Genomic DNA, 12,912 nt, shown 5'->3' on the forward strand with positions numbered 1-12,912 from the left:
CTGCCTGGGGTTCGTCTATTTGATCGTGTAGCCAACGCCACGCACCGTCTCGACGCGGTCATGGCCGATTTTCTTGCGCAGCCGGCTGATATAGACTTCGACCGTGTTGCTCTCTATTTCCGCGCCGAATTCGTACAGGGTATCGTGCAGCTGCGCTTTCGAGACGACTGCGCCGGGATGCTCGACCAGTTTCTCCAGCACGGCCCATTCGCGGGCGCTGAGCGTCTGCGCCGTGCCATCGACCGTGATGTTGCGCGCTACCTGGTTGATCTCGATGCCGGGCAGGCGGATGACGGGGGCAGAACGCCCCTCGTAACGGCGCGAGACCGCCAGCATGCGTGCTGAAAGTTCGTTGAGATCGAAAGGCTTGACCAGATAATCGTCCGCGCCGGCATTGAGCCCGGCAATCCGGTCGGAGACCTGGTCATGCGCCGTCAGAATGATGACCGGCGTGGCGTCGTCGCGCTTGCGCAGGCTTTGCAGAAGGGTGATGCCCTCGCCGTCAGGCAGTCGCATGTCGAGCAGGATCAGGCCGTAACCCATCGTCAGCGTCGCCGCCATGGCGTCGCCCAGCGTCTTGAACCAGTCGACAGCGTGACCCGCCGCGGCCACATGGTCCCGCAGCGCCTCCCCCAGCACATGATCGTCTTCAACAAGCAGAACCCGCAAGACAGCTCCCTCTATCGCGTCGTCTTGCGTATCTTGTTCTCCGGATAAGCGTCAAGCACTGTCTGTTCAGCTCGTCCGGCGTTGGGTACAGCCGCTGAAGACATCGAGCGAGGGATCGTAGACCGAGGTGGAGACGTTCATCATTCCAAGGATGCTGTGGAAATAATTGTCGTGCGAGCGCCCGCCCTCTGCCGCGCTTTTCGCAAGGCAGGCCTTGTCCAGTCCCATGGATTTGGCAAAATCGTCATCGAACCACACGAGAAACGGCACATGGGTCTGCTGGTCGGGCGCGAGGAGATAGGGCGCGCCATGCAGGTAGACGCCGTTTTCGCCAAGCGACTCGCCGTGGTCCGAGGCGTAGATCATGCCTGTTGCCAGCTTGTCGGAACGCGCCTTCAGCTTGTCGATCACGGTCGAGAGGAAGTGGTCGGTATAAAGAAGCGTGTTGTCGTAGGAGTTGACGATTTCGGCGTCGCTGCAATTGCCAAGCTCGGCGGTGCGGCAGTCCGGCGTGAACTTGCGGAACTCGTCGGTGTAACGCAGGTAGTAGGTCGGACCATGGCTGCCCATCTGGTGCAGCACGATGACACTATCCTTCTTGACGTTATCGAGCCAGGCGTCGAGCTTGTCGAAAAAGATGTCGTCGCGGCATTCCCCGCCGGTGCAGAAGCGGCTGTCGTTGGTGGAAGGCAGGTCGAAATAGGGGATACGGTCGGCGACGTCCTTGCTGCCGGTATTATTGTCCAGCCAGGTCGCGCTGACCCCTGCATGGACGAGGACATCCATGACATTTTCATTCGCAAGCGCCTTCTTGTGGCTATATTGCGAGCGCGTGAATTGCGAGAACATGCAGGGAATGGAAATCGCCGTCGCGGTGCCACAGCTCGTTGTGCTGGGGAAATAGACCACATCGCGCTTCTTGAGCTCCGGATTGGTTTCCCGCCCGTAGCCATTAAGCGAAAAATTCGCCGCGCGGGCAGTTTCGCCCGCAACGATGACGGTAATGCGTGGCTTATGCACGTTACCCAATGCGGGCAGGACTTTGGCGTCCTTGCCGATTGGGCTGACCTGAATATCGACTTCCTTGCCGGCCTGCGTGAAATAATGCACCGTCGACATGATCGGTGACAACGGATTGACGCTCTTGACGATATCCTTGTGCTGGCGAATGGCGGTGGTGAAGGTCTTGGAGTTGGCGAAGCTGATGATGCCGGTTATGGCAAGGCAGACCAGGATGCTGATCGTGTTCCACAGAAGCTTGTCGAGGATCGGCCGGTGCCGGATGCGGACGGCGACGACGACGAGAGACGGCACCAGCCCGTAAATCGCCATATGCCAGAGAAAGCCGGGCGTGATCAGATTGCCCGCTTCCGCCTGCGTCGTCTCCATGGCGTTGCGGATCATGTCGCTGTCGATGACGATACCATAGCGATCCATGAACCAGGACGCCGCCGCCGCCGCGAAGATCAGGACGATCAGAAACGGCCTGAGGAGATATTTGGCGGAGAAAATCGTGATGAGCGCGCCGAAAAAGGCGATCATGGCAACATAGAGCGCGACGATGGCGACCGGATAGGCGGAAAGATAGGTATGAACCTTCGACCAGAATGTCCGGTTCGTGAAAAACAGAAGATAAGCCGCCGTTAGCAGGCTCAGCGCCACGCTGCCGATTTCCGGACGATAAGTTGTTGTTCCCGTCGCTTTCGCGGTAAAAAGAGCCACTGCCAGATCCACCAAATTTTCGATAGGCCGGCGGCGATGACAAGCGAGCGCAAACGCCCCTTTCCGGTTTGCCGCATGGGCCGGTCAATGGCGCATGCAGGATTTTGCTGACATCAACCTGAAAGCTTGTCATGAAAGTGTCATGTTGCATGGCATTGCCTCCATAGTGTGTGTGGCGCTGTTGCCGCGGAAAGACCATCAGTTGAGCCCGACAATGCCGGTTGCGGTGGTGCGCGTCGAAAATATCCGCGTTGCGCGGACCGGCAGCAGGCTGCCGGCGGGCAGGTTCTGGAAGGTCACGGTTGCCCCGGAAAGCACAGTCAGGCAAAGATGTCCGCCATTGCCCACATAGATCGCGCGTGTGGCGCAAGGAAGCGGCTTTGCATCGTCCGGAACGACGTCAAAAGCGTGGGAAGCCGGTGATTCGAGGCCGGCGGCGTAGTGGTCGTAAATCTCAGCCATTGCTGTCTCCCATAAATCGAAATCTGTCGCGATTATGCAGTGGGCCGGGGCGGCGGGGAGATGCGGGGAAGGAGATTTTTACCCGGTCACCGGAACGACGTCCGGCAGGCAGCCATCTGCCCGGCAATTCCGGGCATTGCGGCGCACCGTCGTCGCTCGATCAATGCCGCGCGACGGAGGGCGGCGGATTTTTCGTCCCCGGCGAACAAGGTGCGACACGGATATTTCCTTCCACGCGGCTCAATTGCGGGCGTGGAGAATGAAGGCCCTGACGGCGGGCGAGGCTTCGGTTTTCCGGTGGGCGATGGCGAGGTCCGACGTCGTGGCGCTTGCCGCAAGCGGCACATAGCGCACGCCGGGCAACCGCAGGCAATCAAGCGAGCGCGGCACCAGCGCAACGCCAAGGCCAATGGCCACCATGCTGACAATGGTCGTGTAGTCCCTGCCTTCCGGGCTGATTGCCGGCTGGAACCCGGCTTCGTTGCAGGCCTCGATGGTGTTGTAATGAAAGCCGACATCCGGCGGCTGTCGCGGCGTGATGAAGGCTTCACCGGAAAGATTTTTCAGATCGACCTGCGGGGCAAAAGCCAAAGGATGGTTTTCCGGCAGCGCTGCCATCAAGGGCTCCCGCAACACCACGTGGGTTGTCACACCTTCCGGAACAGGGGCGGGCGGGCGGATAAAGGCGAAATCCAGATTGCCGTCGGCAATCCTGGCCAGTTGCAGCCGCATTTCCATCTCGATCAATTGCAGCTCCACATCGGGATGGGAGGCGCGGAAACTGGCGATCGACTGTATCATCAACCCGGAATAGGCGGCGGAGGCGACATAACCGATGGAGATGCGCCCGGTTTCGCCGCGGCCGACACGCTTCAGCGTTGCAAGCGTCGCCTCGGCATTCGAAAGGATTTTCCGGGCATCCTCGTAAAGAAGCTGGCCTGGCATGGTGAGCTTCACCGACCGCCTTGTGCGATCAAGCAACGGCATGCCGACGATCTGTTCAAGCGCCATGATCTGCTGGCTCAAACCCGGCTGGGCAATGCCGAGGCGGGCAGCGGCGCGCTCGAAATTGCGCTCGTCCACCAGCGTGGTGAAATAGCGCAGATGCCGCAGCTCGAACGCGTCAGCCCGGTTCGCCGGTTTTCTGCCCATTGTCAGCGCCTTTTTTGGCAGGTTTTGAATAATTCCAAACTATTATGGAGAAAGATTTCATAACCAAAAATTATGAAAAAATCCAGTTTCACTTATTGGATCGAAATCCGCACCTTGCGTAATAAGATGACTTTAATTCTCCAGTAAATGACTGCCTATGGCTGGTGCGGGTGACGAGGGATTTTGGCGTGCAGGGAAAAATCAAACACATTTCCATTCTGGCTGGTGGCTGCGCCGCCATTGCTTATGTGGCGTTCCTGGCCCCGGCTTCCGCCCTTGCTCAGGACGCCGGAACCACGGTGCTGCAGACCATCACCGTTGACGGCGCGAAAAATCAGGACCCCAAGGCGCCCGTGAAGGGTTATGTGGCAACAACCAGCGCCAGCGCCACCAAGACAGGGCGATCCCTGATCGAGACGCCGCAATCGGTATCCGTCATCACCAGAGATCAGATGGATGCGCAGGATGTCCGCAATCTCGGCGAGGCGCTGAATTACGTCCCGGGGGTGGTTGCGCAGCCGTTCGGCGCCGATCCGCGTTTCGATGCGCCGCGCATTCGCGGCTTTCAGGGGAATCAGCTGCAGTTCCTCAATGGTCTGCGGTTGATGCGGCCGGCCGGTGCGCCTTCTTTTGAGGTCTACGGTCTGGAGCGCGTGGAGGTCATTCGCGGGCCCGCTTCCGTGCTCTACGGGCAGGGCAATCCCGGCGGCCTTATCAATCTCAGCAGCAAACGGCCGACCTTCGAACGGTTCGGTGAAGTCGGTGCGCAGATCGGCAGCTTCGATTATTATCAGTCGATGTTCGATATTGGCGGCCCGGTGGCGGATAGCGACAGTTTCGCCTATCGCCTGACCGGCCTTGCGCGCAACGCCCATGCCCAGACGGACAATTTGCAGAACGACCGTTATTTCATCGCGCCGGCTCTCACATGGCAGCCGGACGAGGATACGAAGCTGACTGTTCTTGCCTCCTATCAGCACGACAATCCGAGTTCGCCCTCCGGCCTGCCGCCGGCGCTGACCTATTTCAGACCCGGCAATATGCTGGACCGCAGCTTTTATGTCGGTGATCCGTCCTTCGATACATCAAACCGCAAGTTCACCAATATCGGTTATGAATTTGAACACCGCTTCGATGAGACCTTCACCTTCCGTCAGAATGCGCGTTATTCCAATTTCGACTGGTCCTACCGCGCGCTCGGCATGTCTTCGACCAGCGGCGGCATGATAGGCAATCTCATCCGTCGCAATGCGACGTTCCAGGACGAGCTGCTGAACACCTTCAACATTGACAACAGCCTCCAGGCGGATTTTTCCACGGGGCCGATCGATCATACCCTGCTTGTCGGGCTGGATTACCGCTATTTCGACAATAACGTCAAAACCGAGTTCTGGGCCGCAACGCCGCTCAATCCCGTCAATCCTGTTTATGGCGGGCCGATCAGCCTTACCTCGCGCACGCTTTATGCCGATGTGAAGACCGATATTTCCCAGATCGGCCTTTATGCGCAGGACGAGATGGCGATCGAGAACTGGCGCATCACTGCCGGCCTGCGGCAGGACTGGGCAAGCACCAGCGGCACGACCTTCAATGGCACCACCTATCGCACGCTCGACAAGGATGACCACAAGCTGACCGGTCGTGTCGGCGTCAGCTATCTGTTTGATGGCGGGATCGCGCCCTATGTCAGCTATGCAACCTCCTTCGAGCCGGTGCCGCAGCCGGCTGTCGGTGATGCGCCAAAACCGACCACCGGTGAACAATGGGAAGCGGGTGTCAAATACCAGCCGGAAGGTTTCGACGGTTTCTTTTCGGCGGCGATCTACGATCTGAAACAGAAGAACGTCACAACGACGGTTGGTGGCGTGACGCAGCAGATGGATGAGGCGCACGTGAAAGGCCTAGAGCTTGAAGGCGTTGCAAGCCTTGTCGACGGGCTCGACCTGCGCGCGGCCTATACCTACATGGACAGCGAGGTCTCCGGCCGTGTGAATAATGGGAACGAGCTTGATAGCACCCCCCGGCACGCCGCCAGCCTTTGGCTCGATTACACCTTCCCGGAAGATACCGCGCTCGAAGGTTTCGGCATCGGCGGCGGTGTTCGTTACGTTGGAAAACGTTACGGCGATGCCGCCAATACCTTTGAGATGAAGGGGCTCGCCCTGCTCGACCTCGGCGTGCATTACGAGAAGAACGGCTACCGCGCCTCGCTTATGGTGCAAAACTTGACTGATAAAGAATATATTTCTAGTTGCTCCACTTTCGGATGCTATTACGGTGACGGAAGAACGGTCATGGGCAAGCTGACCTATCGTTGGTAACGCCACATCTAAGTGAAGCAGCAGGGGCATGACGCGCAAGGATCGATGGATGTCTCCCGTTTGGGGACGGCGGGAGTTTTTGGCCCTGCTCGCTGCTGCGGCCTTTGCTGGCGCGACGCGGGCACAGTCGACCCCGCGCATTGCCGCCATTGACTGGGCGATGCTCGAAACAGCCGTGGCCCTTGGCGTCATGCCGGTAGCGGCGACCGAGCTTATCCAGTTCCGGGCGGGTGCGGTGGAGCCCGAAATCCCGGAAACCGTCGCCGATCTCGGCCTGCGCGGCGCTCCGAATTTCGAGCTCCTGCAACTGACCCGACCCGATCTCATTCTGATCTCGCCCTTCTACACCCGCTACACCGGCAGGCTTGAAGCTATCGCGCCGGTCTTCTCGTTGCCCTTTTACGTAAAGGGCGAGCCGCCTTTCGCAAAGGCGCTGGCGGCAGTCACGGCGCTTGGTGAAAAGCTCGGGCGGGCCGAAGAGGCGCGCAGGGTTCTGGGTGAAACGGAAGCGGCGCTGCACGCCATGCGGACCCGCCTCGCCGGATTTGCGGCGCGGCCGACCTATGTGATCAATATCGGCGACGCGCGGCATTTTCGCGCTTTCGGTGCGGACAGCATGTTCGGGGATGTTCTTGGCCGGCTGGGGCTCGCCAATGCCTGGGTGGATCGCTCGCAATTCACTTTCGCGGCTCCGGTCCCGATTGAAAACCTCGCGGCCTCGCCGGATGCCCGCATCGTCGTCGTCTCCGATATTCCGGTCGAGGCACGGGAAACGTTGCGCAACAGCGCAATCTGGCGGGCACTGCCTGCCGTGCGGGAAAACCGCGTTGTGACGCTTGCCAATGTCGCCCCCTATGGCGGCATCACCGCCGGCATGCGTTTTGCGCGGCTTCTGACCGAAGCGCTTTCGGTGCGGGGGGAAGCCCTGTGACGGCGCGCCCTCTCCAGATTGTCCTGGGGCTGCTGTTCGCTCTCGCCTGCGGGCTCTCCTTGCATGCAGGGCTGCTCCGGCTGCCGTTCAGCGCATGGCCCAGTCCACCGTTCGATGCTGCCAGCCTGTCGATGGATCAGGTGATTTTCGCCTTCAGCCTGATGCCCCGCGTGGCGGTTTCCGTTCTGGCGGGCGCGATGCTCGGTCTGTCCGGGGCGCTTTTCCAGCAATTGCTGCGCAATCCGATTGCCGATCCTTCGACGCTCGGCATCTCGGCCGGCGCGCAACTGGCCATCGTCATCGCCACCCTGTTTTTTCCGTCTGTTCTGGACGGCAACCGCGCCCTGGTGGCGCTTGCCGGGGCCGCTGCGGCCGCGGGTATTGTCTTCCTGCTTGGCTGGCGGCGCTCCTTCGAGCCGGTGACCATGGTGGTGTCAGGATTGCTGGTCGGCATCACCGCCGCTTCCGTTTCCGCGGCGCTGACGCTCGCGCAGGGCGAATATCTGATGTCTCTGGTGGTCTGGAACGGCGGCTCGCTCAGCCAGCAGGACTGGTCGAACGCCCTGTCTCTCACCTGCCAGCTTCTGGCAGGGCTCGTTCTGACCGGCCTGCTGATAAGGCCTTTGACGGTTCTCGGTCTCGGCGATTCCGGTGCTCGATCGCTCGGCGTATCGCTGTTTTCGATCAGGCTCGCGGTTGCGGCCGTCGCGGTCATGCTGGCCGCCTTCGTTGCTTCTGCGGTCGGTCTCGTCAGCTTTATCGGTCTTGCCGCACCGGCACTCACCCGGGCGCTGGGCGTGCGGCGCTCGTCTTCCGTTCTGTTCGTTTCGCCGCTGCTCGGCGGTCTGCTTCTATGGTTCTGCGATAGTCTGGTCCAGCTTCTGGCAAGCACGACGGCGGAAGTTTTTCCAACGGGAGCGGTGACGGCCCTGATCGGCGGTCCGCTGCTTCTGTGGCTCCTGCCGAAAATCCGGCCGACAGACGTGCAGCGCGGTGAAGGCGTCGAGCTTGCGACAAGACGCCGGCTTACGTCCCTGCTGCCTGCACTGGCCATCATGGCGGTGCTGGTGTCTGCCGCACTCGCCGTTGGCAAGGGACCGGATGGCTGGGAAATGCTGAAGGCGGACGATCTGCAAAGCCTGTTGCCGTTCCGCTGGCCCCGGCTGCTGGCCGCCATGGCCGCTGGCGGTCTTCTCGCGATGGCGGGTGCTCTTTTGCAGCGACTGACAGGCAATCTGATGGCGAGCCCGGAGGTGATCGGCGTCAGCGGCGGTGCGGGCCTCGGTTTTGCCGTCGCCATCACCATTTTTCCGGCAGCAGGCCTGCTGGAACTGTTTTGCGGCGCCGGCATCGGCTCGGCGGTCGTCATGATCCTTGTGCTCTTCTTCGCCGTGCGCAGACACCTCCCGCCGGAAAAGATACTGCTCGCGGGCATTGCCGTCAGTTCGCTCTGCTCGGCGGTGCTTTCGGCGCTGCTTGCCATTGGCGACCAGCGGGCATGGCAGATCCTCGCCTGGCTCAGCGGCTCGGGTTCGACGGCAACGCCGGCTTCGGCGATCTTTCTCGCCGTTCTTTCCATCGTGCTTCTGGCGGGAGCGTTATCGGTCACGCGCTGGCTGACGATCCTGCCGCTTGGGCGGGATGTGCCGCTCTCCCTCGGCCTGCCGCTCGGCGCTGCGCGAACCGCCGTCATCGCCGTGGCCGGCATTGCCACCGGTGCCGCCTCGCTGCTGGTTGGTCCCTTGAGTTTCGTCGGGTTGATGGCGCCCCATATTGCGCTGCGCTCCGGTTTCACAACGCCACGTGACCATCTCTTCGCCTCCTTCCTGTTCGGCGCGGTGCTGATGGCGCTTTCCGATCTTGGCGCGCGGACGGTGACCTTTCCCTATGAACTGCCGCTCGGACTTTTTGCGGCGCTTGCCGGCGCGCCCTATCTGATCTGGCTTTCAGGCAGGCGATGATGAATTTTTTGAAAGATGTATGGAGATGAGAAGCATGGGTCAGGCAGTGCCCGCGGCCGGTTACGATGATATGCCGCTTTTTTCTCTGGATGGCGTCACCATGGAAGTGCCGGGCAGGACATTGCTGCAGCCGCTGACGGCCAGTTTTGCGACCGGCAAGACCATCGGCCTGATCGGCCATAACGGTTCGGGAAAATCCACGCTGCTGAAGATTCTCGCACGGATACAGGAGCCGACGGCGGGCCGGGTGTCCTTCGAAGGGAAGGCGCTTGCCGCCTGGGGCAATCGGGAATTTGCGCGAAAGCTCGCCTATCTGCCGCAATACACGCCGGCCGCTTCCGGCATGCTGGCCAAAGAACTGGTTGCACTTGGCCGTTATCCCTGGCACGGCGCCCTGGGCCAGTTTACGAAGGCGGATCAGGAAAAAGTGGACGAGGCGATCGAGCTTACCGATACCGTTGCCTTCCGCGACCGGCTGGTGGATACGCTTTCGGGTGGCGAGCGTCAGCGCGTCTGGCTTGCCATGCTGGTGGCCCAGAATGCCGAAAGCCTGCTTCTCGATGAACCCATCTCCGCACTCGACCTGGCGCACCAGATCGAGGTGCTTTCGCTGGTGCAGAGACTGTCGCGTGAAAAAGGCCTTGGCGTCATCGTCGTGCTGCACGACGTCAACATGGCGGCACGCTTCTGCGACGAGATCGTCGCGCTGCATTCCGGCCGGTTGATTGCCCGGGGAACGCCGGAAGAGATCATGACGCCGGAGACGCTGGAGCGCATCTATGGCGTGCGAATGGACGTGATGACCCACGCCGCCACCGGCCTTCCCGTGGCCCTGCCGTTCTGATGTTGTTGCTGCAGAACCACGCCCGCCAACGCTTGCTGTTGATGGTGATTCCGCACGCATTTCCCGCCCTAACAATGTCTTAATGGCATCCTACCGCCATCAGACATTGTTAACCGTTCGGCTTTCATCGCCTCCAATTAAGTTGTTTTGGATCGATTTCAGGGAACAAACGTTAACAGTGCGGAATTCAATATCCGGAGAGGGCAAGAAGGGCTGCTGCGGGTAGGAATAAAACAGGAGATAATCAGATGAATAAGGCTGTTGCCGTAACTTTTGCCGCATTGACGATGGGCCTTGGCGGAACCGCATCCGCACTCGCTGCCGACCTTGCACGATACGAGCCGGCTCCGCAGGAGCAGGACGATCGCAACGGCGTCAAGATCGGTTACCTTACCTGCGATATCGGCGGCGGCGTCGGTTACGTTCTCGGCTCGGCCAAGGAACTGGATTGCACCTTCCAGTCCACGATCGGCGCACGTCGTACCGACCACTATAGCGGCGCTATCCGCAAGATGGGCGTTGACCTTGGTTTCACCACGCAGGGCCGTCTGGTCTGGGCCGTTTTCGCCCCGACAGCCGGTTACCACCGCGGTTCGCTTGGCGGCCTCTATCAGGGCGCAACGGCTGAAGTCACCGTCGGTCTCGGCGTTGGCACGAACGTTCTCGTCGGCGGTACTTCCGGCTCGATCCAGCTGCAGACAGTGAGCGTGACCGGCCAGGTTGGCCTCAACCTCGCCGCCACCGGCACCTCGGTGACGCTGACGGCCATGAACTGATCCGGCTGATGCCCGGAGGCTAGAGCCGGGCATTAGGTCGCATGACAAAACACGCCCTCTTCGTTGTCAGACGCAGAGGGCGTTGTATTATCAAGGGTATGATGTCCCCGATCAAAAAAGTCGCGGCCGCGGCCGCGTTCATCCTCCTCCCGGCGTCGGGCGCTTTCTCCGAAGGCGATGCTGCGCATGGCGAGAAGGTTTTCAGCCGCTGCTCCACCTGCCACAGCATCGACGCGCCGCGCACCCGCATGGGGCCGCATCTGATGGGCGTGGTCGGAAGACCCATCGCATCTATCGCTGACTACAGCCACTATTCACAGGCGCTGAAGGATGCTGGAGCGGCAGGCAGGGTTTGGTCGGAGGAGGAGTTGCAGAAATTTCTGTCCAGTCCGAAGAAGGCGCTCCCGGGAAATGCAATGCGCTTTTTCGGCCTCTGGAGCGAGAGTGATATCGCCGATCTCATCGCTTATCTGAAAACCCGTCCGCTGCGACAATAACGTCAGAGCGGTGCTTCCGATAAAATATCTTCCGCTTCTTCCGTCGTCATCGACATAACCTTCGACCCGATTTCGAAACCAAAACCATTGCGGGCAAATGCCGAAAACTCCTTTGCCTTGCGCTTCTCATCAAGCTCGACCCGACGGTAAGGGCCAAAAGCGCGTTTTCGCGCAAAATTGATGGCTGCGACCAGATCGTCGGTTTCCTGAAGGACGACGGCTGCGGTCTCCCGGTCTATCCCCTTAAGCTGAAGCTTTTGCGCCAGCCCCCGTTTCGATTTGCCGCTGCGCTGCCCGCTTCGCACGGTGATTTCCGCAAAGGCCGTATCGTCAAGCGCCTTGATCTCATAAGCGAAACGCACCGCGAAATCGCCAAGCGCCTTTATCTGCGCGGCGCCGATATCCTCGAATTTTTCCCGTGCCTTGCGCATGATGGCGTCGCGCAGCTGCTTTTCCGTCATCATGCGTTGTTCCAGCCGGTATAGAGCGGAATTGCGTGCCCAGGAGAGCATGCGGCTGGTTGGTTCAACGGCCGGCGCTTTGCCGTCGAACTCCATATCGTCAGTCAGGAAGAGGTTGGAATCGTCACTCATGGGCCAATTATAGCGCTCTGAAGCGATCTTGCCACTTCCTGCCAGACCAGCGTTTTCGGATTTCAGGGTGTCTGTGCACCGGTTGCGGCGACATAGACCGAATAAAGCGATTTTGTCGCGGTGATGAACAGGCGGTTCTTTTTCGGCCCGCCGAAGGTGAGGTTCGCCACTGTCTGCGGCACCTTGATCTTGCCGATGAGTGTGCCGTCAGGCGCAAAGCAGTGCACGCCGTCACCGGCGCTCGTCCACAGATTGCCGGCCGTGTCGAGGCGAAAGCCATCTGGCAGGCCATTGTCGATATTGCAGAATTCCCGGCCGTTGGCGAGTTTTACGCCATCCACGACGTCGAAGACGCGGATATGGCGGGGTCGGGTGACATCGTGGCTGTAGGAACTGTCGGCAATGTAGAGCTTCGTTTCGTCAGGCGAAAATGCGAGGCCGTTCGGCTGCACGAAGTCGTCGATGGCGATGTCGATCTTTCCGGTAGCGGGATCGAGCCGGTAGACATTGCGGGTCTTCTGCTCCGGCTCGGCCTTGTAGCCCTCGTAATCGGACAGAATGCCGTAGGTCGGGTCGGTGAACCAGACGCTGCCATCTGATTTCACCACCACGTCATTGGGCGAGTTCAGCCGCTTGCCGTCGTAGCTATCGGCAAGGACGGTGATCGAGCCGTCGACCTCGGTGCGGGTGACGCGGCGGCCCCCATGTTCGCAGGACACAAGACGTCCCTGCCGGTCGCGGGTGTTGCCGTTGGTGAAGTTGGAGGGCTGGCGATAAACCGAGATTCCGCCATCCGGCACCCAGCGAAGCATGCGCTCATTGGGGATATCGCTGAAAAGCAGGCAGTTCAGGTCGGCGAACCACACCGGTCCCTCTGCCCAGCGGCAGCCCGAATAAAGCTCTTCCAGTTCGGCATTGCCGACGATCAGGTGGCGGAAACGGTCGTCGTGAATTTCGTAAGGTGAAGTCTTGTCTGTGGTCATG

At 60.3% G+C, this 12,912-nt stretch carries 12 protein-coding genes; 6 read left to right on the forward strand and 6 right to left on the reverse strand.

Annotation, left to right across the window (positions count from 1 at the left end; genetic code table 11):
* Positions 1 to 15 precede the first annotated feature (15 nt).
* From WA845_RS15455 to WA845_RS15470, 4 genes are all read right to left on the reverse strand, one after another.
* Positions 16 to 669 carry a response regulator transcription factor gene (locus WA845_RS15455; RefSeq protein WP_004437591.1) on the reverse strand — a complete coding sequence of 218 codons (654 nt, stop codon included), beginning with the start codon at positions 667 to 669 and terminating at the stop codon, positions 16 to 18.
* Positions 670 to 735: 66 nt separating this feature from the next.
* Positions 736 to 2,403, reverse strand: a complete 1,668-nt coding sequence (locus tag WA845_RS15460) for a phosphoethanolamine transferase (protein ID WP_044459493.1) — start codon at positions 2,401 to 2,403, stop codon at positions 736 to 738.
* A gap of 186 nt (positions 2,404 to 2,589) precedes the next feature.
* Positions 2,590 to 2,853: a spike base protein, RCAP_Rcc01079 family gene (locus WA845_RS15465; RefSeq protein WP_022563408.1), complete on the reverse strand. Its 264-nt coding sequence runs from the start codon at positions 2,851 to 2,853 to the stop codon at positions 2,590 to 2,592.
* Between the two features lie 240 nt (positions 2,854 to 3,093).
* Entirely contained in the window at positions 3,094 to 4,005 is a 912-nt protein-coding gene (locus WA845_RS15470) for a LysR family transcriptional regulator (RefSeq protein WP_037090568.1), read from the reverse strand.
* Positions 4,006 to 4,193: 188 nt separating this feature from the next.
* On the opposite strand from WA845_RS15470, the gene WA845_RS15475 reads away from it, so the two are divergent.
* From WA845_RS15475 to WA845_RS15500, 6 genes are all read left to right on the forward strand, one after another.
* The gene (locus tag WA845_RS15475) at positions 4,194 to 6,326 is read left to right on the forward strand and encodes a TonB-dependent siderophore receptor (protein WP_282455075.1); all 2,133 of its coding nucleotides are present in this window, start codon (positions 4,194 to 4,196) and stop codon (positions 6,324 to 6,326) included.
* Positions 6,327 to 6,354: 28 nt separating this feature from the next.
* The gene (locus tag WA845_RS15480) at positions 6,355 to 7,257 is read left to right on the forward strand and encodes an iron-siderophore ABC transporter substrate-binding protein (RefSeq protein ID WP_162696227.1); all 903 of its coding nucleotides are present in this window, start codon (positions 6,355 to 6,357) and stop codon (positions 7,255 to 7,257) included.
* Entirely contained in the window at positions 7,254 to 9,218 is a 1,965-nt protein-coding gene (gene fhuB / locus WA845_RS15485; protein WP_337322445.1) for a Fe(3+)-hydroxamate ABC transporter permease FhuB, read from the forward strand. The genes WA845_RS15480 and fhuB overlap by 4 nt, the downstream gene beginning before the upstream one ends.
* Before the next feature lie 34 nt (positions 9,219 to 9,252).
* Positions 9,253 to 10,062: an ATP-binding cassette domain-containing protein gene (locus WA845_RS15490; protein WP_004437605.1), complete on the forward strand. Its 810-nt coding sequence runs from the start codon at positions 9,253 to 9,255 to the stop codon at positions 10,060 to 10,062.
* 248 nt (positions 10,063 to 10,310) lie between these two features.
* Entirely contained in the window at positions 10,311 to 10,838 is a 528-nt protein-coding gene (locus WA845_RS15495; RefSeq protein ID WP_112555342.1) for a DUF992 domain-containing protein, read from the forward strand.
* 98 nt (positions 10,839 to 10,936) lie between these two features.
* Complete coding sequence (locus WA845_RS15500; RefSeq protein WP_112555344.1) at positions 10,937 to 11,335, forward strand: c-type cytochrome; 399 nt, start codon at positions 10,937 to 10,939, stop codon at positions 11,333 to 11,335.
* 2 nt (positions 11,336 to 11,337) lie between these two features.
* Here WA845_RS15500 and recX read toward each other — a convergent pair whose 3' ends face one another.
* Both recX and WA845_RS15510 read right to left on the reverse strand, forming a co-directional pair.
* A complete protein-coding gene (gene recX, locus WA845_RS15505) occupies positions 11,338 to 11,928 on the reverse strand; it encodes a recombination regulator RecX (protein WP_112555346.1) in 591 nt (196 codons plus the stop codon).
* Positions 11,929 to 11,990: 62 nt separating this feature from the next.
* A complete protein-coding gene (locus tag WA845_RS15510) occupies positions 11,991 to 12,911 on the reverse strand; it encodes an SMP-30/gluconolactonase/LRE family protein (protein ID WP_006698128.1) in 921 nt (306 codons plus the stop codon).
* Position 12,912 lies beyond the last annotated feature (1 nt).

The sequence above is a fragment of the Agrobacterium sp. CMT1 genome, from assembly GCF_037203725.1.
Classification (GTDB): domain Bacteria; phylum Pseudomonadota; class Alphaproteobacteria; order Rhizobiales; family Rhizobiaceae; genus Agrobacterium; species Agrobacterium pusense.